The following is a 25,837-nucleotide window of genomic DNA, read 5'->3' as shown; positions in this document are numbered from 1 at the left end:
GCGGAGGTCCGCAGAGCTGTTCGAGAACGACTCTGCGGACCTCCGCGGTTTTCCTCAGCGCGCCTCTGCGGGAAAACTACTTGGAGCCCGCTAATCGAACTTGATGGCGGCTACGGGCTTGATGCGGGCAATCAGGTAGGTGGGGATAAGGACGGCCAGCAGCGACGTGAGGAACGTGGCAACGTTGAGCAGCAGGATGATGGACCAGTCCCAGTGAATGGGCACGCGGTCCATGTAGTAGTTCTCGGGGTCGAGCGGGATGGGATGGAAAAAGTACTGCACCGCGCAGAAACCCAGCCCGATCAGGTTGCCCCAGAAAATACCGCGCACCGTCAGGCTCAGCCCCCGGAAGAAGAACATGCTCCGGATCTGGTTGTCGGTGGCCCCGATGGCCTTGAGCACGCCAATCATGTTGGTGCGCTCCAGAATCATGATAAAAATGGTGGCTACCATGTTGAACGTCGCCACGAAAATAATTAGCACCAGGAAGATAACCACGTTGCGGTTAAGCAGCTTCAGCCACTCGAACAGCTGCACGTACTGCTCGGTAATCTTGTCGAGCTTGAGGTCGTAGCGCAGGTTTTCGTAGAGGTTGTCGGCTACCGGGTCGAGGCGGTTGAAGTTTTTGAGCGTCACTTCCAGCCCGCCTACCAGCGTATCGGGCCAGGCGTTCAGGTCGCGGATCTGGCGGATGTCGCCGATAACGAAAGCCTCGTCGAATTCGTCGAGGCCGGTCTGGTAGATGCCGCTGACCACGAACTGCCGCACCCGGGGCGGGTTCTGGATGAAGTAGAACAGGGCCTTGTCGCCGACCTTGAGCCGCAGCTTATCGGCCACCTTGCGCGAGAGCAGCACGTCGTTGCTGGCGGCCGAGTCGGAGAAGGTGATGAACTTGCCGGCGGCCAGGTTCTGGCGCATCGAGGAAGGGCTGGTTTTCTCGTCGATGCCCTTAATTACCACGCCCAGCACCTCATCCTTGGTTTTGATGATGGCCGTTTTGCGGGCAAACGGCTGGATGGTGGCTACCTGGGGGTTGTCGCGCAGCTCGCGCAGCAGCCGGGGCTGGCCGATGGGCTCGGCTTCGAGCGAGTTGTTGGTGTCGTACTTGCTGATTTGCAGGTGCGAGCCGAAGGAGAAGATTTTGTTCTGGATTTCGTTGCGGAAACCCTCCAGAATAGCAAACGAGACCACCATCACGGCCAATCCCATGGCAATGCTGATGATGGCTATCTTTGTCACCGACGAGGTAAACGACCCGGCGTCGGCCCCGTCAATCTTGTGAGATATGTACTGCGAAACGTTCACTGGCGTAAAGCTAGATGAATCCCGCTAGTTTTCCGCCCCGCCCCATGCCTTCTTTCCTGCCCCAGGGTCTGCTCAGCCTCGCGCTGCTGCTCACCGACTGCACCCGCCCGCCCCAGGCTGCTTCGGCCACTGCCACCACGCCCGCCGCCCCCGCTGCCCAGGCGGTAGCGGCCCCGCCGCAGGTGGTGCTGCCCGCCGCCGCGCCGCTGCAGGTGGGGGCCGCACAGTTTGGCCGCTACCTGCCGCTGCTGAAAGGCAAGCGCGTGGGGCTGGTAGTGAACCAGACGGCCCGCGTGGGCCAGGCGTTTCTGGTGGATACGCTGCTGACCAAGGGCGTGAACGTGAAAGTGATTTTTGGGCCCGAGCACGGTTTCCGGGGCGAGGCGGCCGACGGGGCCACCATTAAAGACGGCCGCGACGCCCGCAGCGGCCTGCCGGCCCTGAGTTTGTACGGGGCTACCAAAAAGCCCACGCCCGAGATGTTGCGCGACATCGACGTGCTGGTGTTCGATATTCAGGACGTGGGCGCGCGCTTCTACACCTTCATCAGCACGATGCACTACGTGATGGAGGCCGCCGCCGAGCAGGGCAAGGAGGTCATCATCCTCGATAGGCCCAACCCCAACGGCTGGTACGTAGACGGGCCGGTGCTGGAGCCCAAGTACAAAACCTTCGTGGGCATGCACCCCATTCCGGTGGTGCACGGCCTGACGGTGGGCGAGCTGGCCCGGATGATAAACGGCGAAAAATGGCTGGCCGGCGGCAAGCAGTGCCGCCTGACGGTGATTCCGGTGGAAGGCTACACCCACGACACGCGCTACGAGCTGCCGGTGCGCCCCTCCCCCAACCTGCCCACCGCCCACAGCGTGGATTTGTACCCCAGCCTGTGCCTGTTTGAGGGCACCGACGTGAGCGTGGGCCGCGGCACCGAGCGGCCCTTCGAAGTTATCGGGGCGCCTACCCAGCCCGCCAGCCGCCCGTTCAGCTTCGTGCCCACGCCCAACCCCGGCTCCACGGCCCCACCCCAGAACGGCAAGCGCTGCTACGGCCAGGACCTGAAAGGCATCGGCGAAATCGGCTTTACGCTCTCCTACCTGATCGACTACTACAACCAGAGCACGGCCAAAGACAAGTTCTTCACTGCCGGCTTCGAGCGCCTGATGGGCACGGCCACCACCCGCCAGCAAATCATTGCCGGCAAGTCGGAAGCCGAAATCCGGGCCTCCTGGGAGCCGGCGCTGGGTGCGTATAAGGTGCTGCGGAAGAAGTATCTGCTGTACCCGGATTTCAACTGAGCCGGTGAGTGAGTGCGTCTGTCATTCACTCAGTCACCGAGTCACTCATTCACTCCTTATCAATGCTGAACATCATCTTCATGGGCACGCCCGAATTCGCGGTGCCGACGCTGGAAGCCCTCCTAAACTGGGACGGTTGCCAGGTTGTAGCCGTAGTTACGGCACCCGATAAGCCAGCCGGGCGCGGCCGCCAGCTGCAGGGCTCGGCCGTGAAGGCGGCCGCCGAGGCTCACGGTTTGCCGGTTCTCCAGCCCACCAACCTCAAGGACCCCGAGTTTCAGGCCGAACTGAAGGGCTACGGAGCCGATTTGCAGGTGGTGGTGGCCTTCCGGATGCTGCCCGAGGCGGTCTGGAACATGCCGCCGCTGGGCTCCATCAACGTGCATGCCTCGCTGCTGCCCCAGTACCGGGGTGCGGCGCCCATCAACTGGGCCCTCATCCACGGCGACACCCAAACGGGCGTGACGAGCTTTTTCCTGCGCCACGAAATCGACACCGGCAACCTGATTTACCAGGATGCCGTGGATATTGCGCCGGAAGACGACTTTGGCTCGCTCTACGAGAAACTGCAGGCTGCCGGCGCGAAGCTGGCATTGCGCTCGGTGCAGGCCATTGCGGCCGGCGAGGCCCCCAGCATTCCGCAGCCCGAGCTGCCGGAGCTGCGGCCCGCTCCCAAGCTCACGAAGGAAACCGGCCGCCTCGACCCCACCCGGCATTCGGCGCCGGCACTGACCAACCTTGTGCGCGGCCTCGCCCCCTTCCCCACCGCCTTCCTCCAGCTCCCCGACGGCCGTACCCTCAAGGTTTTCCGCGCCCAGCCCTTCAGCGACGAAGAAGCCAGCGGCCCCGACATGGGCGGCGCCGGCCAGTGGCACACCGACGGCCGTAACTACCTGCGCCTGCAAACCACCGATGGCCTGCTCGACCTGCTCGACGTGCAGCTCGAAGGCAAGAAGCGCCTGCCCATCCAGGATTTTCTGCGTGGCTTCGACGTAAAGCTGCTCGCCTGATTGCCCACCGCACGGCAACTTGCCATTTCACAACTCACCACCTCACCTACATGACCGCACTCGTTGTAGCCGTGGCCGATAACGGCGTTATCGGGGGCGAAAACCGCCTGCTCTGGCACCTGCCGCTGGATCTCAAGCACTTTAAACAGCTCACGCTGGGCCACCCCATCATCATGGGCCGGCGCACCTACGAGAGCATCGGGAAGGCCTTGCCGAAGCGGCGCAACATTGTAGTCACGCGCCAGGCCGACTGGCAGGTGGAGGGCTGCGAAACGGCCGCATCGGTGCTGCAAGCGCTGGAAATGGCCCGCACCACCGATGAGGACATCTTCGTCATCGGGGGCGGCGAAATCTACCAGCAGGCCCTGCCCGCCGCCGACACCGTGTACCTGACCGAGGTACACCACGCCTTCGAGGGCGACGTCACCTTCCCTGAGCTACACCCCGGCGAATGGCGCGAGGAAAGCCGCGAACGGCACGAGCCGGACACCACCCATGAGTACGCCTTCAGCTTCGTTACACTGCGGCGGCGATGAGCTGCCAGCTTCCGTACTCAGCAACTATGCTGTCAATCCGAAGCCTGGTCGAGGTTATTCAGCCTTTTTAAAGCATTAGCTAGAAAAAGTCCCTGACGCCTATACTGGCGTCAGGGACTTTTTTAGTCGTGAAACAGGTAGCAGCCTACCGGAGCAATACCAGCTTGCCCCAATCCTTTTTAAAGGCTTTATCGGCGGCAGTGGCGCGCTGTTTGAACTCGCCCGTGGGGTCGTCGAGCACCACGCGGTAGAGGTAGGTGCCATTGGCCAGCCGGTCGCCGTAGGTGTCGGTGCCGTCCCAGTACTGCTCGGTGATGTTGTTGCCGATGCGCAGCGGCCCCATTTCCTCCATCATAATCTCCTTCACCACCCGGCCCGTCAGGCTCACAATCTGAATCTTCATGTTGCGTGGCGGCGTGGTCCCGGTCAGGGTGAAGACGAAGCGGGTTTTGCTCGTTACCGGGTTCGGATACGGGAAAACATTGGTGATGCCGGCGCTGGAAATAACCTCGAACGTGATGCGGTAAGGCTCGGTGCCGGCCGGGTTGCCGCTGCCGTCCTTGCCCTGCACTTCCAGCGTGTAAATGCCATCGGCAAGCGGCTGGCTTTTACCCGGCTCGAACACCAGCCGGGTTACTCCCTGGGCCGAGTCGGCCTGGAAGGACGTGATGCTGGCTCCGTTCAAATCTACGGCCTGCCCGGACCCACCAGGGCGGGTGAGCACGAGCAGGAAGTTGCCCCGGCTGGTAACCGGACGCAGCTTATCAAGGTCGCGCAGCTGCACACTAATGCTGGGCCGCGACGACACGATTTCGCCGTTGAGCAGGTGGCGACCGTCGAAGGCCACATCCAGCACCGGTGGGGTGTCGTTGTTCACCACCTCGAAGGGCGCCAGAGACAGCTCGTTGTTGAAGTACTGCAGCTCGGGCTGGCGGCGCGGGTTGAGCACCACCTGGCCCGAGAGCGGACCGTAGAGTCCCCGGGCGTCAACGGTAACGTTATAGGTTTGCTGGGTATGAGCCAGCAGGGCCGGACCGCTGAGCGCATAATACCGCTCGCGCGGGGCGCCGGCCGTACCCGAGCGTAGCACAATGTAGCCCACCAGCGGCGCCTTGAAATCGAAATCCGACACGTTCTGAAAATCTACCGGCACCGTAACCGAGCCGGTTTTCTGAGCCTGCTCCGTCAGTTGCGCGGCCGTGAGGGGCGTGACACTGGGCCGCACCACTCCTTCGGGAACTCCCTGGTAGGTAACCAACCATTGCCGCAGCTGCGGAGTCTGGCCGGCCTGGTCGGCAGTGAAAGTGGCCTGCAACTGCAGGTAGCGGTATAGCTTGGCTGACACGTTATTCAGCGCCAGCGCCCGGCTCGTAACGTTGGGGTCGAGCACAGTGGTGCTCCCCAGGCTGTCGATACCCAGCAACTTCAGCGTGTAGCCAGTGGCCGCGTCGGTGCGGATGGTGTGGTACAGGGTTTCCCACTGCCGGGCCGGACCGATTCGGGTAGAGGTGATAGTGGCCTGCCGCGTATTCTCGTCGAAACTCCATTGCCCCCCGGGCACGGCTACCTCCACCCCGCTTCGCTCATCGCGACGGAACTGGCCGGGGTGGCTCTGCGACCAGCCACCCTGGCTGCGGCCCTTAATAACACGGAACGAGCTGGTGGCCCAGTCGGGGCTTTCGTCGCCCTGGGGGGCGTGCAGGCGCACGCGCCAGTACCACACTACGCTATCGGGCTGGCCAGGCAGCGTAGGCAGCCCGGGCGTCCACTCGGGCACCATTACAGCGCTCAGCCGCACCTGCCGCAACGGGCGGGTAAAGGCTTGGGTGGTGTCAAGCTCCAGGTCGTATTCGCGGCTGACGGTGGTAGGCAAATTGCTCTGGGCCACCAGCCGGACGTCGTTAGAGCCTACAATGGCAAATTCGGGTGGGCTGAGCGGCGTAACCCCGCCCGTCAGGAAGGTGTAGTTGAGCGTCGCACGGTTGTTTGTTTCGTCGAGCTCGGGAATGACGTTATCGGGGTCAATATCTACCTGAAACGTATTCTGGCCGGCTACGCTGCCCGTAGCCGGGTTAACCAGAGCCAGCGTGTAGGTGGTATCCTGGCGGGCCTGGGGCACCACAAAATCGAAGGTACTGGTATTGCTGCCTACCGTGCGGGTTACGCGAATCGGGAGCTGGCCAACGGTGATTTTGCCGGGGTTGCTCACGCCCAGTTTCAGCTCGAACGTGGCGCCCGGTGTAGGCTGCACCACGGCGGCCGCGAGTTGCAGGCGGCTGTCGGCAGTCTGAAAGTCGGGCCGCTCGGGCGAGAACAGGCGCAGAGCCGGGTCGCCCTGCCAGATGGTGCTCATCAGCGAGGGCACTGCGAATTGGCTCTCCGCCAACAGCTTGGTCTGCAGCCGCCGAAATGCTTCGGCCTGCGCTTCCACCACAGGCTTACCATACCACTGCGGGTCGTTGAGTAGCAGCCGGTACGTCAGCTTATCTACCTGGTCGATGTTGGGCGCCACATCGAGCGAGGAGTTACCCATGAAGCCAATGCTCCCCTTGTTGGCGGCCAGCATCCAGTCTTCACCCATCGAGCCTTCGCCAGTGAAGGCATTGCCCGCCACGCAGCCGCTCATAAAAATCACTGGATACCGGCCCTTGTTGGCGTAGCCGCTGGCCGGAGCCAGAATATTGGTGGGTGTCAGGTTGAAGTCGCGCAGGCCGCCGTGGCCGAAATAGCTGATAATGGATACGCCTTCGTTGACCTGGGGTGCGATGTCTACAATTACCGGCTCATAACCTAACCGGCCGATTCGGTCGATAAAGCGCACGATGCGTCCTCCGAAGAAGGGTTTCTGCATAATGCGGCCGTAATCCTCCAGATAGCCTTTAAACTCCTCCGGCTCACCGGGATTTTCACCGCCGGCCATAAGCAACACATTGCGCCGCCAGGGCTCCAGCCCCAGAGCCTCATGCTCGCGCAGCTTGCCCAGGTAGTTCATGATCTGGGTAGGCGTGTTGGCCGCTACGCGTCCGGTAGCCATGCGGCTCACATAGTCTCCATTCTGCCAATCGGCGGTAAAGAAGATGTCGGAGGCGCCGCGCGAGCTGGTGGGCACGTAGTCGGGCGTGCCGCCGAACTGGGTGGGCGTAGCCTGGCGATGAAACAGCCCATTGACACGCGTACCGGTTTCATAGCCCTTGCCCAGCAGCAGCAGGTTGCGCTTCAAGGCGGGGTTTTTCGCCAGCATCCATTGCGCAAACTGCCGGATAGCCAGGGCCGACTTCTCGCCGTAGTGAAACTGGTCGTAGAGCTGCTCGGTGCTGACTACCAGCGTATCGTACTTGCCACCCGCCGCCGAAGCCCGGTAGCTGGCGTAGCTGCGCACGGCATTGCCTGTGGTGCCGTCGCCGGAAGGGCTCATAAGTCCCCGGGCACTCACTATCAGGAAATTGGCCGTGATGGGCAGGGTCTGAAAGCGCACCGGCTGTGCTGGCAGCGGCGGCACCAGGGCACGGGCCAAATCGTGCAGGCGCAATAGTGGGGAGCGGGTGGCGGCCGCCGGAAATACGAATACCGAGGTGCTGCCTCCGGTCTGGGGCAAAACGCGCACGACGGCGGCGGGGTCAGTTACGTCGTAGCCTACTACGGTAGCGGGCAAATTATTGAACTGATATGTAATCGGCTTGCTGAGCGTCGAATCGGCCAGAAAAGCTACCCCTGCCTGGCCTGCCACCCAGCGGCGGGCCTGCGGATACGTAACGCGCACATAACCTACGCGCACGAAATTGTCCTTGGTGTAACCGGGTACCTGCGGGGCGGTTACTTTTACCTGTAGTTTACCATCGGCCCCAATGTCGGAAGCTTGCAGAGTAGTCCGGAACGTTTTTTTGCCATAGTCAACCAAAGGAAAACTACCTACCTGGCGGGGGTTGCTGCCCGACACCACCGACACGATAATGGTACGGGTAACGGTTCTGGTTCCCGTTACCACCAACTCCAAGGAAGGGGTGCCAACCACAGCAAACAGTGAGTCAAGCACATAATTACCCTCGCCCACCAGGCGTTGGTCGCGGTACCCAATATTTGTCGAAAAGAAGCCTTCCCCCGACTCCATCCAGGGCTGGTATATCAGCAAGTCTTCACTGATACTCGACCAGGTAGCAGTTTGAAGCTGGGTATCCTGCTTGAGCCAGTTGGCGTGCGCCGTGCCGGCCGTAGCCTGGGGCTGGGCCATGCGCTTGCCCGGGGCAGTAGGCGAAACGGTAAGGAAGTAAGCGGCCGTATCGGTGTAGAGGCTGTAAAGGCTGTGCACCTGGGCGGCCGGGTCTTTGTACATGCCCCGGTCGAGCTGGCCGTCGTTGCGCTGGCCGAAGAACTCTACGAACGAGCCGGCCTCCAGCGCCGTGGCATTGCCGCCTACATGAATAGCTACTTCCTTGCCGCGGCGCCAGAGTTGCAACCGCTGCGGGTTGGCACCACTTAGCCCGGCACGTTGCAGGTAAGCGTAGTCAAGCCGGTAAATACCGTCGCGGGCTACTTTAATCTTGTAGTACTGCTGGCCCGGCACCAGCCACTCGTTGCCGTAGGGCCCCGACTGGGCCTGGGCCGAGGCTGCGCCCAGCAGGCTCAGCAGCAGCACCAGCCACGCGGTTTTCAGGTAATGTTGTTTCATACTTCTTTTAAGCTGATAGCTATTAGCTTTCGTTCTGGAATTCAGCCAGCCATACCAAAGCGGCTGGCTGAGCAGTGGGTTATAGTTTTTGGCAGCAGCCCGTTAGCGAAAAAGCTAATAGCTAATAGCTCCCAGCTAACAGCTCATTTAAGGCCGTAGCCCAGCGAGATAATAATGGAAGTGGGCTGCGAGCGTTGGCCGAGTTTTTCGACGGCTAGCCGGGTGAGGGCCATATCGAGGCGCAGGCCGCTCAGGGCAACGCCCAGGCCCAGGCTGGGCTGCACTTTCCAGGCTTCGGAGCCCGTGAACGACTGCACCTGCTGGGCGTTGCCCACGCCGCCGCGCAGGTACACCAGGTTTTTGTAGCCCAGTTCCAGGCCGGCCCGTGGGTCGAGGTTCACGGCTTTGCTCGATACCAGCGTGTTGCGCTGCCCGTCGGTGCTCAGCTCCATATCGAGGGCGGCCAGGGCCGTAAACTCGCCGGGCAGCTGAAAGCGCCGGCTGCCGCCGAACACGAAGAGCGGCAGCGTGATTTCGGTGCTGTTTTCCGGAATCTGGTCCAGGGCGTTGGCCGGCCCCTCGAACTGGTCGCGGTGAATGGTCCAGGCGTTGTAGGTGGTGGTGATGTCGCGGGCCATCAGGCCCAGCTGCCAGCCGTTGCGGCGGTACTGCACCCCGGCATCAATGCCAAAACCTACGGCATCGGCAAACGAGCCGATGTTGCGGTAGATGACTTTGGCGTTGGCGCCCACCTGCAGGCCTTCAACAGAGCCGATCTGGCGGGCATAAGAGAGCAGCAGCGCGTAATCGGCCACCGAGAAATACCGGATGTTGTTGTAGTCGATGTAGCCGTACTCGTTCACCAGGTTGCGGGTGTCGGCAATGTCGTCCACGCCCAGCCGGATCAAACTCACGCCCAGCGCGCTCTTGTCGTCGAGCTTCATGCCGAAGCCGGCGTAGTCGTTTTTCACGATGCCCGAGAACAGCTCCGAGTGCATCAGCACGCCGTCGTACTTGTTTTTCTGGTTGACCAGCCCGGCCGGGTTCCAGTAGCCGGCCGTGGCGTCGTCGGCCAGGCTGACCTGCACTTTGCCCATGCCCAGGGCCCGGCCGCCCACGCCCACGTTCAGAAATTCGTTGCTGTATTTGGGCGTTTTGGTCTGGGCCAGTGCCGGCGCCAGGGCCGCCAGGCTCAGGCCCGCACCCAGCAGCAGAGCCTTGTAAGAGGAGAAGTGGGGCATAGAAGAGTGGGCCAAATAAAAAGCTAGCAGAAGAAAAAAAGCGCGGTCCGGCAGCAACGCAAGATACTTACTTATAGTGCGTCGTGGATTGCGCGTTGCGGAAAATAGCCAAAAACGGCTCCTCAAAGATACGACCCTGCGGCTTAGCTGCCGGCCCGCCAGGGCCGGGCAGCCGGAAAATTCAGGCAACCAAAAATATAATTCAACAGTACCTTGTGTTACATAGTACCTTTTGCTACCTTTGACTCATTCTTCACCCCCAATCTGCCTTCACTTATGAAAGTCGAGAACACTCAAGTGCAGATGCGGAAGGGCATTCTGGAGTTCTGCATCCTCGAAATCATTGCCCGCGGCGAGGTTTACGCCTCCGACATGCTCGAGGAGCTGACGGCGGCCCGCATGCTGGTCGTGGAAGGGACGCTCTACCCGTTGCTCACGCGCCTCAAAAACGCGGGCCTGCTGGACTACACCTGGAAGGAATCCATGAGTGGGCCGCCCCGCAAGTACTACACGCTCACCGAAGCCGGGCAGGAGTTTCTGCACCAGCTGCGCCTGACCTGGGAAGAAGTCCAGGAGTCGGTGCGCATCATCCGCCTGAAGCCCGGCGCCGTGGCCGCGCTCTAGGCGCCGCCCCCTCTCCCGCTCCTCCCCTTTCCTATTGTTGACTTGTTGCAGCAACTACGATGAAAAAGAACATCAGCATCAACCTCCAGGGCATGATCTTCCACATTGAGGAAGACGGCTACGAAGTGCTCAGCCGCTACCTGACCGAGGTGAAAGCCCATTTCAGCGGCTACCGCGGGCACGAGGAAATCGTGGCCGACATCGAAGGCCGCATTGCCGAGCTCTTCGCCGCCCGCCTCTCCCCGCTCAAGCAGGTCATCACCCTGGAAGACGTGGAGAGCATGACGGCCAAAATGGGCCGGGTGAGCGACTTCCAGCCCGCCGATGAGGCCGACGACGACGAGCAGTTGCTGGCCGCCGCCGTAGCCAACGGCTCGGCCTACGGCACCTACTCGGGCCCCACGGGCGGCAGCGCCACCACCGACGGGCCGGCCGCCGCCGCTCCGGACGAAACCGAGGCCGGCCCCAAGCGCCTGTACCGCGACATGGCCAACCGCAAAGTGGCGGGCGTGGCCGCCGGCATTGCCCGCTACTTCGCCGTCAATCCGCTCTGGATCCGGCTGGGTTTCCTGGCCCTGGCCCTCATCAAGCCCATCATCCGGGGCGTGTTCGACTTCGACGACCGGTTCTACCGGTTCGAGGGCTTCAGCCTGGGTGGCTTCGCGGTGCTCGCTTACGTGGTACTCTGGATTGCCCTGCCCAAGCGCTACGACGCCACGCCGGCCGATGAGGACCCGGCCTTCAAGAAGCTTTACCGCGACACCGACAACGGCAAAGTAGGCGGCGTTTCGGCCGGCCTGGCCGCTTATTTCAAGGTTGATGTAGTGCTGGTGCGGATTCTGTTCCTAGTCGGCCTGTTTGCCGGCGGCTTCGCCTTCCCGCTCTACATCGCGCTGTGGGTGCTGCTGCCCGAGGCCAAAACGGCCTCCGACCGGCTCCGCATGCGGGGCTCGGCCGTGACCCTCTCGGCCCTCGACAGCAACCTGCGCGACAACCCCTACGCGGCCGGCTCGGACGCCAGCGTGCCCAACAACCGGCCCGTCGGCACGTTTCTGGAAGATTCGTTCAGCAACATCCGGCCGGTCCTGAACGGACTGGGTGGCATCATCCGGGCCATAGTGGGCGGCATCCTCATCCTGACTGGTTTCAGCCTGCTGCTGCCGATTATTCTGGGGCTGGGCGTGGGCCTGGGGCTGACTTCCTCGCCCAACTGGGTTGATTTCGGCCCCCTGCAGCCCTTCCTGCTCTTCAACGACATTTCGGTCTGGGCCGTGCTGTCCTTCTTCCTGCTCATTGGCATTCCCGCCCTGGGCCTGTTACTTACCGGCCTGAGCCTGATGCTCCGCCGTCCGGTACTGTCGCGGGCCGCCAACCTCACGCTGCTGGGCCTGTGGCTGCTGGGCATCGTGGGCAGTTCGGTGGCCGGCATCCGGGTGGGCCGCGAGTTTCAGCGCGAGTCGGAAGTAACGCAAACGGTGGCCCTGAACGGCCTGACCAGCCCCCGGCTGCTGCTGGAGCGCCGCCAGCTCGACAACGACCAGTGGGTCGGCCTGGACCTGATTGCCATTGACAGTGCGCAGGCCCCGCGTTTTGAGCGTATCATCTCGGCCAAAGGCTCCTCCGATTCGGTGGCCCGCCGTACCGCCGCCACCTCCACCACCCACCAGCTGCGCATCCTCAACGACTCAACCCTGAGCATCGACGACCACTTCACCTTCCAGCCCAGCGCCCGCCTGCGCGATCAGCAGATGCGCCTGCGCCTGCTTATGCCCCGCAACCGCACCTTCCGCATGACCGAGGATTTTGCCAGCTGGCTTGATGCTGATGACTACGTGAGCGACCGTCAGCCCTACAAGCCCGAAAACTTCGTGTACCGGATGGTGGGTAACCGGCTGCAGTGCCTCAACTGTACCGATGCCGACCTGCGCGGCGGCCGTACCGATGATGCCGACATCGAGGAAAGCTCCGATTATAACGAGGGCCGCGCCGATGCCAACATCAGCCTCGATTTCGGCGGCGTAGACAGCTTCGATACCTCCGAAAACGGTTACGGCGCCGGCCGGCGCAGCTACTCCGAGTCGGACTTCGACCACGTATCGGTGGCCGGCCCCTACCGGCTGGTGGTGCGCCCCGGCAACAGCTACTCCATCAGGGCCGCCGGCTCCGATAACGCCCTGCGCCAGCTGGTAGTGGAGCGCGACGGCAGCGAGCTGGTTATCAAGCCCCGCAACCGCAGCCTGTTCCGGCTGGGCGACTTTTCGTCGGACAACGCCCGCGTGCTGATCACCATAGAGCTGCCCGAGCTTAACAAGCTGGAGCTGGTGGGCGGGTCCCGCGCCCAGGTGGGTGGCTTCGGTACCGGCGACCTGCAGGTGGAGCAGGCCGGCGGCGCGCAGCTGCTGCTCGACGGCAAGTTCAACGAGCTGAGCATGGACCTGGCCGGCGGCTGCCGGGCCGCCTTGCGCGGCTCAGCCAGCGAGCTGAAAATTGACGGGGCCGGAGCCTGCGAGGTCACCGCCCCGCGCTTCACCGCCCGCAACGCCAACATCGATGTGGTGGGCGCCAGCAAAGTTCGCCTAAACGTAACCGGCGACCTGCGGGCCAGCGCCACCGGCGCCAGCGTAATCGAGTACAGCGGCTCGCCTACCAACGTGCGCCGCAGCGCCGTGGGTGCCTCCAGCGTGCGGGCAGTGCGCGAGTAGGCGGTTGTGGCGAAGGCCAGCCCACCTGGCCGGGGCAGCTACAAGCGGCTGGCAGGCCCGACAGGCCGCTTGTAGCTGCCCCGCCCGATTTACTGTAACCCGCTGGCCTTTCAGCCGTTCTATATCCGAAACAACAAGCTTGCAGCCGGGCATACAACTATTGGCCCGGTTTTTACATCTGCTTAATACAGCGCCCCGCGGCGCGATGGATAAGGGTCCGTATGTGAGTGAAAAAGTGCGACCCCAAGAAAGCCCAGACCTGCTACCCTGCTGCAACAGGAGGGTCGGGGCTTTCTTTTTTAGCCCACCATTCAGTTTTAAAGCCAACAGCCGACCCCAATGTGGGGTCGGCCGTTGGCTTTAAAGCTGAATGACAAGCCCGGTGCGCGGTGCTGGGGCCTGAGTTGGCGGGCAGCGAAATAAGTTTTGCAGCAGCAGGCGTTGCCCACACCCGCACCCCGGCCGCTACCCCGCTACCGGGGCCAGCCCATTGGCTGCACCCAGCTCCAGCAGCAGCGCGTAGGCCTCGTCGTACTCGTTGCGTACGCGGCCTTCTAGGATGGCTTCGAGCAGGGCTTCTTTCAGTTCGCCCACGGCGCGGCTGGGCTTCAGGCCGAAGGTTTCCATGATAATTTCGCCGGTGATGACGGGCTTGAAGTTGCGCAGGCTATCCTTTTCCTCCACTTCCTTCAGCTTCTGCTCCACCACATCGAAGTTGCGCAGGTAGCGGGCCACGCGGCTGTGGTCCTTGCTGGTAATATCGGCCCGGCACAGCAGCATCAACCGGTCGATGTCGTCGCCGGCCTCGAACAGCAGCCGGCGCACGGCCGAGTCGGTTACCACTTCCTTTACCAGCGCAATGGGCCGCAGATGCAGGCGCACGAGCTTCTGCACCTGGCGCATCTCCTCGCCCAGCGGCAGCTTGAAATCGGTGAAAATGCCCGGCACCCAGCGCGCGCCCTTGTCCTCGTGGCCATGAAACGTCCAGCCCACGCGCTTGTCGTAGCGCTTGGTGGCGGGCTTGGCAATATCGTGCAGCACGGCGGCCCAGCGCAGCCACAGGTCGCCGCCAGCCGCGGCCACGTTGTCGAGCACCTGTAGGGTGTGGTAGAAGTTGTCTTTGTGCGCGTGCTGGCCCACTTTCTCCACGCCCTGCAACTGGGCCATACGCGGGAAGATGAGGGTCAGCAGCCCGCTGCTGAACAGCAGCTTGAAACCGTAGCTGGGCTTGGGTACCAGCAGCATCTTATTGATTTCGGTCGTAATCCGCTCCTGCGACACAATCTTAATGCGCTCCTTGTTGCGGGCCAGCGCATCGAACGTATCGGGCTCGATATCGAAGTTGAGCTGGGCCGCAAACCGCACGGCCCGTAGCATGCGCAAGGGGTCATCGGAAAAGGTAATATCGGGGTCGAGCGGGGTGCGGATGAGCTTGCGGGCCAAATCGCCCATACCGTCGTAGCGGTCCACCAAGGCGCCGAAGTCGGCCCCGTTCAAGCTCAGGCCCAGGGCATTAATGGTGAAGTCGCGGCGGGCTAGGTCCTCTTCGAGCGTACCAGCCTCCACTTCGGGCTTGCGGCTTTCGGCGCGGTAGCTTTCCCGGCGGGCACCCACAAATTCCACTTCAATGTCGGGCGTAGGCAGCATGGCGGTGCCGAAATTCCTGAACACCGTCACGCGGGGCTTGCCGGGCAGGCGCCGGCTCACCTCCTGGGCCAGCGCGATACCATCGCCCACGCACACCACGTCCACGTCCTTGCTGGGCCGGTTCAGGGCCAGGTCGCGCACGAAGCCGCCAATTACGTAGGCCGGCGAGCCCTGGGCGGCGGCGGCGGCGGCAATGGTCTGGAACAGGGGCAGGTCGGGGAGTTGCGGCGTGTGCATAGGGCAAAGGTAAGTTTTGAGCCATTAGCCGCCAGCAATCAGCCTTCCCCCCCCTTCAGCTCAGCCCTAACCTGCATCCAACTACTTCTGTAGGCAGTCAGACACGCACATTTATAGCCCGGTGCAAAACGCCGGTTTTCAGCGGCAGCGTAAACGACACGGGCGGACCGCGCACAAAAAAGCGCCTCCGGAACAATCCGAAGGCGCTCTTGCGGGGCCGTTAGCGGCCGGGCAATTACTGCTTGGCAGGAACTTCCTCTACCAGCTTGTCGGCCGGTACGTTGCGTACTACAGCCGTATCGCCGGGCTCAGGAGCCATGTCAGCGGCAGCCTTGTCGGCGGTGTTTTCGATGGCGTTGCCGGCAGCGTCGGTGGCGTTGGCAGCATCGTTGGCGGCGCTATCGGCGGTAGCCTCAGCGTTTTCCTGGGTTTTCTCCGAGCACGAAGCCAGAGCGAAAGGAGCGAAAGCGGCCAGTACGAGCAGGGATTTGAACGAGAATTTCATGGTCAATTAGTAGAAAGGTGATGGTATGATTTGGGTTTCATACCACTCACCCACCAAACGTAACCCGCTGTCGAGCTTGTTTTTTTTCTGGCCGGCTACTCCCGCACCGTTGCCAGTGTGCCGTCGGGCAGCACCCGCACCACCCGCGAGGGCGCGGCCCGGGTGGCGTCGTCCTGCCGCCAGTTCACCACGTAATCGACTTTGCGAACCAGCTCGGGCGCCACTTCGCTGAACACGGCCGGGGTGGGCTGCCCGCTAATATTGGCGGAGGTAGAGACCAACCCGTGGCCCAGCCGCCGCAGCACCAGCCGGCAGAACTCGTCGCCGAGCGCCACGCGCAGGCCTATGGTGCCGTCGGGGGCCAGCAGGTTGGGCGCCAGGTGGCGGCTGCCAGGCACAATGTAGGTGGTAGGACGGGTTTGGGCGGCCAGCAGCGCGGGCAGGTTGCCCGGCACCACTTCGGCGTAGCGGGCAAACATCGCCTCATCGGCGACCAGCACAATGCAGGCTTTTTCGGCCGGCCGGTTCTTGAGCTTATATACTTGCTCCACGGCCCGGGGCAGCTCGGCGTCGCAGCCCAGCCCCCACACCGTGTCGGTCGGATACAGTATCACCTGTTGCAGCAGTAGCGCGTCCACGGCCGCATCGGCCTCGGAACGCAGGAATTTGGGCGTCATAGCTTGGGGGTTAGCAAGGAAGTTGGGTGATGGCAAGAGGCTGGAAGAGGTACTGTCATCCTGAGCATGTTGTGCTTGGAGCAAGGACGAAGGACCTATCCAGCGGGAGTCTATCAGAGTTGGCTTCTGAGCAGGTCCTTCGCAAGCGCAGGATGACAAGTAGTTGCCCGGCCCCTACGCTACCGACTGGCACAGCTCGACCAGCACGCCGGCGGCCGACTTGGGGTGGACAAAGCAAACCAGCTTATTATCGGCGCCGCGCTTGGGCTCCTCATTAAGTAAGGTGAAGCCGGCCGCCCGCAGCCGCGCCATCTCGGCCCGAATATCGGGCACTTCGAAGGCCACGTGATGAATGCCCTCGGGCTTTTTGGCCAGAAACCTGGTGATGGCGCTGTCGGGCGAGGTGCCGGCCAGCAGCTCGATTTTGGAGCCGCCGACCTGAAAGAAAACCGTGTCTACGGCTTCAGAAGCCACGTGTTCGCGCTTGTAGGGCGGCTGGCCCAGCAGCGTGGTATAGAGGGCCGTGGCCGCTTCGAGGTCGTTGACGGCCAGGCCGAGGTGTTCGAGGTTGGTAAACATGGCGTAAAAAGGGGAAAGGGCGCCGCCAGGGCATAGCGCGGCTTCTTTGGATTTGTTCTACTTTTGTAGTACGAATGTAGGGCGAAACTAAACCTGTTTGCCGGGTTGCGTGTTCTACCTACGAATGATTCTCCGCTGACAAAACCAGAACTCCGGGCTATGCTCAAATTACCCATTTACCTCGATAACAACGCCACCACGCCCCTCGACCCGCGGGTTCTGGAGGCCATGATGCCGTACCTGACCGAGGTATTCGGCAACGCCGCCTCGCGCAACCACCCCTTCGGCTGGGCCGCCGAGGAAGCCGTTGACTACGCCCGCGACCAGATTGCCGGCCTCATCAACTGCGACCCCAAGGAGATTATCTTCACCTCGGGCGCCACTGAGTCGGATAACCTGGCCATCAAGGGCATCTTCGAGATGTACGCCCAGAAGGGCAACCACATCATCACCACCACCACCGAGCACAAGGCGGTACTCGATACCTGCAAGCACATCGAGAAAATCGGCGGCAAGGTGACCTATCTGCCCGTGAACTCGGAGGGCCTCATCGACCTCGAAGAACTGGAGGCGGCCATGACGCCTCAGACGATTCTGGTAAGCATCATGTACGGCAACAACGAGACGGGCACCATCCAGCCCATCCGCGAAATTGCCGCCATTGCCCACAAGCACGGCGCCCTGTTCATGACCGACGGCACCCAGGCCGTGGGCAAGATTCCGGTGGATGTGCAGGATGATGGTATTGACCTGATGGCTTTCACGGCTCACAAGATGTACGGCCCCAAGGGGGTAGGTGCCCTGTACGTGCGCCGCAAGAACCCCCGGGTAAAGGTAACGGCCCAGATGGACGGCGGCGGCCACGAGCGTGGCATGCGCTCGGGTACGCTCAATGTACCAGGCATTGTGGGCCTGGGCAAGGCCTGCGAGCTGGCCAAGCAGGAAATGGCCGCCGATGCCGCGCGCCTCGGCGCCATGCGCGACCGGCTCGAAAAAGAGTTGCTGACACTGGAGGAAAGCTACGTAAACGGCTCGGTAGAACACCGCCTGCCGCACGTGGCCAACATCTCCTTCAAGTACGTAGAAGGCGAGGGCCTGATGATGGGCGTGAAGGACCTGGCCGTATCGTCGGGCTCGGCCTGCACCTCGGCCTCGCTGGAGCCGTCGTACGTGCTCAAGGCCCTGGGCCTGAGCGACGACTTGGCGCACAGCTCCCTGCGTTTTGGCCTGAGCCGCTTCACCACCGACGAGCAGATCGATTACGCCATCAACCACGTAAAAGAAGCCGTCACGAAGCTGCGCGAAATGTCGCCCCTGTGGGAGATGTTCCAGGACGGCATCGACCTCGACAAAATCGAGTGGGCAGAACACTAGAGTTAATTATGAATTAAGAATTATGAATTATGCATTGGCCGTTGAAGCCGTTCGTACAATTCATTGCTTAATTCATAATTCATAATTCAACATTCTTAATTGACAAAAAAATGGCTTATTCCGATAAAGTAATCGACCACTACAGCAACCCCCGCAACGTGGGCACGCTGGACAAAAGCAAAAAAAGCGTGGGCACCGGCCTCGTGGGCGCCCCCGAGTGCGGTGACGTCATGCGTCTGCAAATCGAAGTAGATGAGGCAACCAATACCATCACCGATGCCAAATTCAAAACCTTTGGTTGCGGCTCGGCCATTGCCTCCTCGTCGCTCGCAACGGAGTGGCTGAAGGGCAAGACCGTAGACGAGGCCCTGGCCATCGACAACATGGAGATTGTGGAGGAGCTGGCTCTGCCGCCCGTTAAAATCCACTGCTCGGTGCTGGCCGAAGACGCCATCAAGTCGGCCATCAACGACTACCGCGTGAAAAACGGGATGCCCGAGCTGGAAATGGCCAAGTCGCACCACTAGCTACTGCGGGCTGACAGCCCTGTAGCTACCAGCGGTTGGCCTTTCCCGACCATCAGCTTTAAAGCCTTACTGCCATGATTACCGTTTCGGATAAAGCCAAGGAGAAAGTAGAGAAGCTCATGCACGATGCCGAGCTCGACGAAACCTACCGCCTGCGGGCCTCGGTGGCCGGCGGCGGCTGCTCGGGCCTGAGCTACAAGCTCGATTTCGACAACGAAGTGAAGCCCATGGACCAGGAGTTTGAAGACAAGGGCGTGAAGGTGGTAGTGGATATGAAAAGCTTCCTCTACTTGGCCGGCACCGAACTCGACTTCTCCGACGGCCTCAACGGCAAGGGTTTCTACTTCGATAACCCCAACGCTTCCCGCACCTGCGGCTGCGGCGAGAGTTTCTCGGTATAGCGGTCATACGCCTGCTTTGCTCTATACAAAAAGGGTTCTACCACTTGGTAGAACCCTTTTTTCATGGCTTAGGGCCAATAGGCAGTCAGATCTATTGCTTGATAATTTTGCGGATGTCGCGCCCGGCCGGAGTCGTTATTTCCAGTTGATAGAGGCCGGCCGGTAGGCCGGTCATATCAAGTACGGCCATGCTGGCGGGCATTTCTCCGGCCATAAGTACACTTCCCAGCAGGCTGATAATGCGGTAGCGCCCCCCCGCAGTCGGTAGCTCCACCGTCAGGGCCGATTTCACGGGGTTCGGGTACGCACGCACCTCCCCCGGCGCGGCCACGCTTACCACCGCCGAGTAAGCCTCTTTGCCATCGAGGTCCAGTTGCCACAGGCGGTAGTAGCTGAGCCCGGGCAACGGCTGTCGGTCGAGGGCAGCGTACTCGTGGCGGCTGGTGCTGTTACCCTGCGCTGCCAGGGTAGCAATGGTGCGAAAATCCTTCCCCGTAGCCGAGCGCTGCACTTCGAAGCTGGCGCTGTTGAGTTCTGTTGCTGTTGCCCAGTGAATGCGGACGGTTGCGGCCTGACGTTCGGCGGCAAAACTCAGCAATTGTACCGGCAGCGGGTTAACGGTTGCATCGGGGTCGGTGCTGGCCAGGGTATAGGTCTGGAAATCTCCGAGCCCCATAAACGATGCCGAGGTAAGCGTACCGGCTACAAACGTGCCGGTTGGGATACCGGCTGTACCACTACTGGCCGAGTGCCCCAGGCTGTTCCAACCGGTGCCATCGGTGCGGGCTACTACCAACGAAGTCACCGTGGGGTCGGTTACCTGATCGTCGGAGGTGAAACTGAGTGTAACAGTACCAATAAACTGCGTGGCATTCAGGGCCGGTGAGGCACTGATGTCATAACGCCGGACCCGCGACACGTGCTGAATGGCGTCGTTGAAAGCCAGGGGGGCTGCCTTCCCTTCCTGCTGTTCTACCGTTACCAGCGTTTCGCGGTCGGACTGGATGGGCTGAAGGGTAACGGGGCGGTAGTTGCCGGCTTTGCCTATCGGGAAAAGTTGCGCCGTGGTAGTACCAACGGGCAACTGCCGGGCTACCGGCCCGCTCACGTAGCTACTACTGCTGCCACCGGACACAGTGGTGGTGGCCGCTAGCGTGGGCAGGTTCGTGGTCGAAGAGTTTAATACCCCTTTTTGCAGGTTGAGCGTTCCACTTATCCCAATTGGGGCCTGGAGCCGAACGCCGGCGGCATTATCGAGGCTAAGTGTAGTCAGCGCGCCGAACCGGATGGGGCTAGGTGCATTAAGTAGTTGCTCCCGAATGCCATTGAGCGTAATAGTGTTGACGCTCGTAGGGGCGAAGTCCAAAGTGCCCCCCGCCTCCACCACAACGTTGCCGCCAATACGAATGCCGCCGGTCAGATTCAGGCCCACTTTCACGTTAGTACCAATCCTCAGATCATTTTGAATCACCAGAGGTGCAGAGCCAGTCATGTTTGTCAGAGTAGTGTTTCCATTGCTTATTTCGAGAGTGCCGTAGGTCCGTCCAGATACAGAAGGCGTACTACCGGAAGCAGCAAACTGATAGGTGCTGCCAATCTCAAAAACAGCAGCGGGATTTGTCTGATTTGAGCCAAAAGCACTGCCCCCTCCTTCCTGCCGGAAGGTTGCTCCGGCCTTGAATAACACTGCTTGCTGGTTGGCAACTACGCTTCCGAAAGGACTGCCGGTAACGCCTGCTTCGGCCTCAAACAAGGAATTCTTTTCAAACACAATAGCCCCCGGAGTCTGGCCCGTTAGCCTGTTGCCCGCGCCGCTCCCGGTACCAGTTGTTTCCGAAGCCACCCGGCCGTTAATAAGCGCTGTTTCGCCGGCAGTTACGTTGAGCACTATCTCGGCTCCGCTGCCCCCACGTAGTGTCAGCACCGATCCGGCTCCAACAGTAAGGTCGTCACCGGATACCCCCCCGTCAAGGCTGAGCGCACGGGCAGTGCCAGAATTCAGAAAGACTACGCTAACCAAGTTGCGCAATTGCAACTGTCCAATAAGCTGAGTGGGAGCAGTGAAATCGAGTGATACAGTTGCCGGACTGGCAACGGTCCCGTCAAATATTATAACATCAGTAGGCGCAGGGACTGCGCGGGCAGGCGACCAGTTGGCAGAATTGCTCCAACTGCCATCATTGCCCTGGCCCGTCCAGGTATAGGCGTTGGCAGCTTGGTTGCCAATAGACGATATAGCAATATCATCGATATTGAATCGAAAGTCTTTGCTTTTATCCTGGCTAGTAATTTTCACCCGGATGCTCCCGCTCACATTGACCGTAAACGTGTATGTCTGCAAACCGCTGCCTACTGTCATCACGCTACTCCTGTAGGCAGGCGGTCCAACTGTGGCTCCGTTATCAAATACTTCCACCCAGAAAGTGGCCATCCGATTAGCCACTGCATCGCTGCTAAATGCTGCTGCTTTTAGAGTAATTATGCCCGCACCATTCGGTTTATCGGAATTCATTGCTAGGTATCCCCCTGTTTGAATGCGCGAAGTTCGGCTGCCACTACCCAAGTCATTATCAGTCCCGCCCACATTGGCGATAAGCGCCTCTGCAAAGGTCCATTCGCCGCTGGCAAGACTCACATTTCCCTGGGCGTACCCAGCCTTCGTACCTACTTCAAAGTCTTCCATTAAGTCCGCAAGTGGTGCTAACGTCTTAGGCGGATTTTCGGTATTCCGAGAGGCCTTAAACCATAGCACCTCGTGTACGCTACTCACAATGACAGCCTCTATTACAGCATTGGGGCGCATGCCGTTGCCAGTTGGCGTGTTGGTACAACCGGCATCCACTGGCACTGCCCATCCTACTACTGGGCATAGAAGCAACAGGATGAGTAGTAAGTCCTGTAGCACCTTCTGTAGCACTCTCCGGCGCACTTGTTCAAGAGGAAGAGTAGTGAACAGTTTCATAGCAATGCAGTGAATATATAAGACCAACTCCCTTATTCCTTTGGTAATTATACTAATTTTTCATATTATTATTACATACAAAGTCAAAAAAAATTATGGCTTAAAACAAAAAAGCGCCTCCCGTTTCGGGAAGCGCTTTTCTTTTTGGCCGATCGGCGTGCCTTGAGGGCTATTGCTTCACGATGCGGCGCGTTACCTTGGCTTTGCCGTTACCAACGGTTACCAGATAGGTGCCAGCCTGCAGGCTAGCCATATCCAGCTTGCCATCAGCGCGCAGTTGCTGGGTCCGTACGGTACGGCCCGACAGGTCGGTGATAGTAGCCGCTACACCTTCGGTACCACCATCCAGCGTGATAGTGAGCTGATCGGTAACCGGGTTAGGATACATCACGGCTTCACCGGCTTTGAGGAAGCTTACCGGTACAATAGTGCTGTAGCTGGTTTTGCCATCCAAATCAACCTGCTTGAGGCGGTAGTACGACAAACCGTTCAGGGGCTTGCGGTCTACTTCGTTGTACACGGTAGTAGCGTTGGTAGTGCCTCGGCCGGCGCGAGTGATAATGGTTTCAAACGTGCGGCTGTCGCGGCTGCGCTCTACTTCAAATTGCTTGTTGTTGAGCTCGGAAGCGGTTTCCCAACGGATAGCTACCTGCGAACCGCTGGTCTTGGCCGAGAACGACACCAAGGTTACGGGCAGTGGAGGCTCACCAGGGGCAACAATACCCGGAATCTCATTTGGCACTGGCGGCGAGAGGTAGTTCTCAGCACCGGGTACAGCCGTATTCAGGTTATTCTGGATATTGTTGAATTCGAACGTGTAGAAGTAGTAAGTAACTGCCGGGTTCAACCCGTCGATAACGATCGAGTTATTGGAACCGGAATACACTACGAAGAAACCCGAAGTAAGCTCTGGTCCTGATCCATAGGTCTGGTTACCCGTTGTGTACGGAACACCATCTTCAGGGCGAATGTTGCCCGGAAGTTTTGCCACTTCACTGGCCACAATCAGGCGGCCCTCGCCGTAGCCCAGCGCAGCATAGTTGGCTGGCAGATTGAACGTAACGGTAGCCGTGGCTCCACTGCGCGTTACCACAGCATTACTACGCAAGGTAGGCTCCACATCAATCGACTTGCCCGACAACAGGTCATTGGCTCCAATCGACCGCGTCGACTTATCGGCGAAATCGTTGCTTTGGTATTGCAGCGTTGCCTGACCGGTACCCAGATAAGTCGGAGCATAACGCACGTACAAGGGCTGATCGACCTTGTAGGTCGAGGTATTAGGCATCAGAACCACGAAGCTGTTGAACGTCACGTTATCGAGCGAGAGTTGGAACTGCGGCGTGTTGTTGACGTTCAGCGGGTTCTCTATTTGCAGACTGGAAATGGTAATCGGTTGCAACACTCGGTCGGCCTTAATGTTGAGGGCTTGCGAGGCTGACTTGGTGTTGAGCACTACCTTGGTTACCTCCACGAAGGGATTAGCAATCTGGATGCTCGGCTCGCTGGTACCATTGACCGAGACGGCCTGCGAAATAGCAGGGCTGCTCGAGTTAAGGATAACTGAGGTTATGCTGAGCGCCGAAGAGGGCAGAAAACGCACATATACGGTTGTTCTGGGCACATCGCCATTCGGCATCTGGGGAATAACAAACGAGTTTCCGGTACCCGTAACACCCGCGAAAGTAGGGCTGAGCGAGACTTGAAAAGACGCTGGTGCTGCTACCCGCAACCCTTCCAACAGATTAGTACCGGTTACGACGTACGACTGTACAGCGGAAGCTACCCCTGGTACCGTGGAGAACTGCTCCAATACACCGTCAACGTTGATAGTAGAGTTACCACCGATGCTGTTGGCCGAAACTGTTACGACCTGGTCTGTGGCATCTTCGCTTGATGCCGTGATGGTTCCGCTAAATACACCACTAGCTACCTGAGCAATAAGGCGCACTTCAATCTCGCGCAATGACACTGTGCCGTCTGGTGAAGGAGCAATAGTGAGAGGCCCGTTTACAAAGCTCCCTCCAGCCGAGGCGTCCCGAAATGCGATGTTGCCGTTAGAGGCCGTTAGCACAAGCGGAGCCTTCAGGTTGGCAGCGTTGATGGAGAAGGCTAGCGTCTGAGCCGAGCCACTACCAGAAACCGTTTGAAAATCCAGGGTATTTGGGCTGACCACGATAAACGGCCCGGTTGGTACGGGGGTACCAGTACCCGACACAGCCACAGAGGTGGTAGCTCCACCGTTTCCGGTAGTAGTGGCCGTGATATTGCCGGTGTAGCTGCCCGCTGCGTTAGGCTTGAAACGAGCCTGCAGATTGGCGTTGAGTTGATTGTTATTAGGATTCAGCGTAAGCGACTGGAAGTAAGGTCCGCTGGCACCAAGCCGAATCTCGAAACCCGCGGGGGCGGTTACGGTTACCACAGAAGTAAGATTGCTGCCATTAACAGTAAAGTTTTGGGGTTCCGAAATCTGACCAGCCTGCAACGTTGGGAAGCTCAGCGAGGCGGGGGTAGAAGAAAGGGAAGCGGGAGGCAATATGCCCACGCCAGAAACACCGGTATTGCGCGTAGCAGCATCTGTGCTGGCGAACGTGACATTACCCACGTAGTTTTGAGCAGCAGTTGGCGCAAATACTACATTTACCACCGCATTAGTAACCGCACCGTTTCCATCCTGCGGCACTGTGGCTGTAGTGCCATATGGGCTACCGTCGTAGCTCACCTGAAAACCAGTTGGAGCCGTGACAGTAACAGGAGCCTTCAGTGAGGTAGCACTAACAGTTACCGGCATTGGGCCCGAGGTGCTATTGATCTGCTGGCTACTGAAAGAAAGTGATGTTGGATCTACTGTTATAGTCGGCGTGCCGACAACAGCATCACCACGTAGTCTCACGGTAGGTGAAGAGGTTATAGGATCACCATCAAAAACAGTCTGAGCAAATACCGAGCGGTTAATGGTAGTGCCAGCCCCCGTAGTAGGAGAGAAACGCAGGTAGAGGGTTGTAGCATTTAAGTTGCCAGAACCATCAGCAGTAAACATGATTGTGTTCGTGCTAAAGGAGCTGTTATTAGTGCTACCCTGAAAATCGCCAGGAATAATGATGCTTACTTTGGCGCCAGCATCCAAGCCTGAACCTGATACTGTGTAAGCTTTAGAAGCCGAAGAGTTGCCCACAGCCACTTGACCAAAATACTGCGGATTAGCAGAACCGTTTGCTCCTGGATTAAGATTGGGGTCTTGAGCAGTGAAAGTAAGACTCTGTGCCTGCCCCAGCAACGGAGCAAACCAAAGCAGGGCCAGCAAGGCCCACAAGCGACTGGCTGCACCAGGCTTGACGTTGCGTAAGTATTTCTTTTTCATGAGTATGGTGAACGGATTGTTTACAAAAAGGAAGTTGTTTTCAGAGCAGGTTGAAATGCGAAGGACATTTTGCGCAACGAACGTGCCATCTTTTATAATGGAACGCCCCTACTAAGAGCTGGCCAACGCTTTATACGAGTTTAATGTTGTGCAGGACTATGATTTATCCCTGTTCTTGTCATACATTT

17 protein-coding genes are annotated in these 25,837 nt (G+C 59.9%); 8 read left to right on the top strand and 9 right to left on the bottom strand.

Translation table 11 applies throughout. The features are described from left to right. Nucleotides 1–90: 90 nt before the first annotated feature. A complete protein-coding gene (locus BMY67_RS04955; protein WP_092768968.1) occupies nucleotides 91–1,305 on the bottom strand; it encodes an ABC transporter permease in 1,215 nt (404 codons plus the stop codon). A gap of 44 nt (nucleotides 1,306–1,349) precedes the next feature. On the opposite strand from BMY67_RS04955, the gene BMY67_RS04950 reads away from it, so the two are divergent. The 3 genes from BMY67_RS04950 (at nucleotide 1,350) to BMY67_RS04940 (ending at nucleotide 4,146) form a co-directional block, all read left to right on the top strand. After that, a complete protein-coding gene (locus BMY67_RS04950; RefSeq protein ID WP_092768965.1) occupies nucleotides 1,350–2,600 on the top strand; it encodes an exo-beta-N-acetylmuramidase NamZ family protein in 1,251 nt (416 codons plus the stop codon). Between the two features lie 62 nt (nucleotides 2,601–2,662). After that, a complete protein-coding gene (gene fmt / locus BMY67_RS04945; protein ID WP_092768962.1) occupies nucleotides 2,663–3,610 on the top strand; it encodes a methionyl-tRNA formyltransferase in 948 nt (315 codons plus the stop codon). A gap of 50 nt (nucleotides 3,611–3,660) precedes the next feature. Beyond that, a complete protein-coding gene (locus tag BMY67_RS04940) occupies nucleotides 3,661–4,146 on the top strand; it encodes a dihydrofolate reductase (RefSeq protein WP_092768959.1) in 486 nt (161 codons plus the stop codon). A gap of 145 nt (nucleotides 4,147–4,291) precedes the next feature. Here the strand turns inward: BMY67_RS04940 and porU2 are convergent, their stop codons facing one another. Together porU2 and BMY67_RS04930 are read right to left on the bottom strand one after the other, a co-directional pair. Then, a complete protein-coding gene (porU2, locus tag BMY67_RS04935; protein WP_092768956.1) occupies nucleotides 4,292–8,812 on the bottom strand; it encodes a putative type IX secretion system sortase PorU2 in 4,521 nt (1,506 codons plus the stop codon). 143 nt (nucleotides 8,813–8,955) lie between these two features. Next, nucleotides 8,956–10,053, bottom strand: coding sequence for a putative type IX sorting system protein PorV2 (locus tag BMY67_RS04930; protein WP_092769621.1), 1,098 nt, complete (start codon nucleotides 10,051–10,053; stop codon nucleotides 8,956–8,958). Nucleotides 10,054–10,329: 276 nt separating this feature from the next. Between BMY67_RS04930 and BMY67_RS04925 the strand changes: the two genes are divergently transcribed. Both BMY67_RS04925 and BMY67_RS04920 read left to right on the top strand, forming a co-directional pair. Next, complete coding sequence (locus BMY67_RS04925) at nucleotides 10,330–10,677, top strand: PadR family transcriptional regulator (RefSeq protein WP_092768953.1); 348 nt, start codon at nucleotides 10,330–10,332, stop codon at nucleotides 10,675–10,677. A gap of 59 nt (nucleotides 10,678–10,736) precedes the next feature. Continuing rightward, complete coding sequence (locus tag BMY67_RS04920) at nucleotides 10,737–13,379, top strand: PspC domain-containing protein (RefSeq protein ID WP_092768950.1); 2,643 nt, start codon at nucleotides 10,737–10,739, stop codon at nucleotides 13,377–13,379. 465 nt (nucleotides 13,380–13,844) lie between these two features. On the opposite strand, the gene BMY67_RS04915 is transcribed toward BMY67_RS04920, so the two are convergent. The 4 genes from BMY67_RS04915 to mce form a co-directional block, all read right to left on the bottom strand. Continuing rightward, nucleotides 13,845–15,263 carry a CCA tRNA nucleotidyltransferase gene (locus tag BMY67_RS04915; RefSeq protein WP_092768947.1) on the bottom strand — a complete coding sequence of 473 codons (1,419 nt, stop codon included), beginning with the start codon at nucleotides 15,261–15,263 and terminating at the stop codon, nucleotides 13,845–13,847. A 235-nt stretch (nucleotides 15,264–15,498) separates the two neighbouring features. After that, complete coding sequence (locus tag BMY67_RS04910) at nucleotides 15,499–15,768, bottom strand: hypothetical protein (protein WP_092768944.1); 270 nt, start codon at nucleotides 15,766–15,768, stop codon at nucleotides 15,499–15,501. A 95-nt stretch (nucleotides 15,769–15,863) separates the two neighbouring features. Beyond that, entirely contained in the window at nucleotides 15,864–16,445 is a 582-nt protein-coding gene (locus BMY67_RS04905) for an L-threonylcarbamoyladenylate synthase (protein WP_092768941.1), read from the bottom strand. Between the two features lie 174 nt (nucleotides 16,446–16,619). Next, nucleotides 16,620–17,024 (bottom strand): methylmalonyl-CoA epimerase, encoded by a 405-nt coding sequence (gene mce / locus BMY67_RS04900; RefSeq protein ID WP_092768938.1) that lies wholly within the window; start codon nucleotides 17,022–17,024, stop codon nucleotides 16,620–16,622. Between the two features lie 159 nt (nucleotides 17,025–17,183). On the opposite strand from mce, the gene BMY67_RS04895 reads away from it, so the two are divergent. From BMY67_RS04895 to BMY67_RS04885, 3 genes are all read left to right on the top strand, one after another. Next, nucleotides 17,184–18,398, top strand: a complete 1,215-nt coding sequence (locus BMY67_RS04895; protein WP_092768935.1) for an IscS subfamily cysteine desulfurase — start codon at nucleotides 17,184–17,186, stop codon at nucleotides 18,396–18,398. Nucleotides 18,399–18,508: 110 nt separating this feature from the next. After that, nucleotides 18,509–18,925, top strand: coding sequence for a Fe-S cluster assembly scaffold IscU (gene iscU, locus BMY67_RS04890; protein WP_088464844.1), 417 nt, complete (start codon nucleotides 18,509–18,511; stop codon nucleotides 18,923–18,925). A 74-nt stretch (nucleotides 18,926–18,999) separates the two neighbouring features. After that, the gene (locus BMY67_RS04885; RefSeq protein ID WP_019948353.1) at nucleotides 19,000–19,326 is read left to right on the top strand and encodes a HesB/IscA family protein; all 327 of its coding nucleotides are present in this window, start codon (nucleotides 19,000–19,002) and stop codon (nucleotides 19,324–19,326) included. A gap of 91 nt (nucleotides 19,327–19,417) precedes the next feature. Here the strand turns inward: BMY67_RS04885 and BMY67_RS04880 are convergent, their stop codons facing one another. Then, nucleotides 19,418–22,288 carry a T9SS type A sorting domain-containing protein gene (locus BMY67_RS04880; RefSeq protein WP_092768932.1) on the bottom strand — a complete coding sequence of 957 codons (2,871 nt, stop codon included), beginning with the start codon at nucleotides 22,286–22,288 and terminating at the stop codon, nucleotides 19,418–19,420. Between the two features lie 169 nt (nucleotides 22,289–22,457). Next, entirely contained in the window at nucleotides 22,458–25,649 is a 3,192-nt protein-coding gene (locus BMY67_RS04875; RefSeq protein WP_092768929.1) for a T9SS type A sorting domain-containing protein, read from the bottom strand. Nucleotides 25,650–25,837: the final 188 nt, after the last annotated feature.

This window comes from Hymenobacter actinosclerus (genome assembly GCF_900111515.1).
Taxonomy (GTDB): Bacteria; Bacteroidota; Bacteroidia; order Cytophagales; family Hymenobacteraceae; genus Hymenobacter; species Hymenobacter actinosclerus.
The sequence above is the reverse complement of the archived record's forward strand: the minus strand, read 5'-3'. Positions and strand labels throughout refer to the sequence as shown.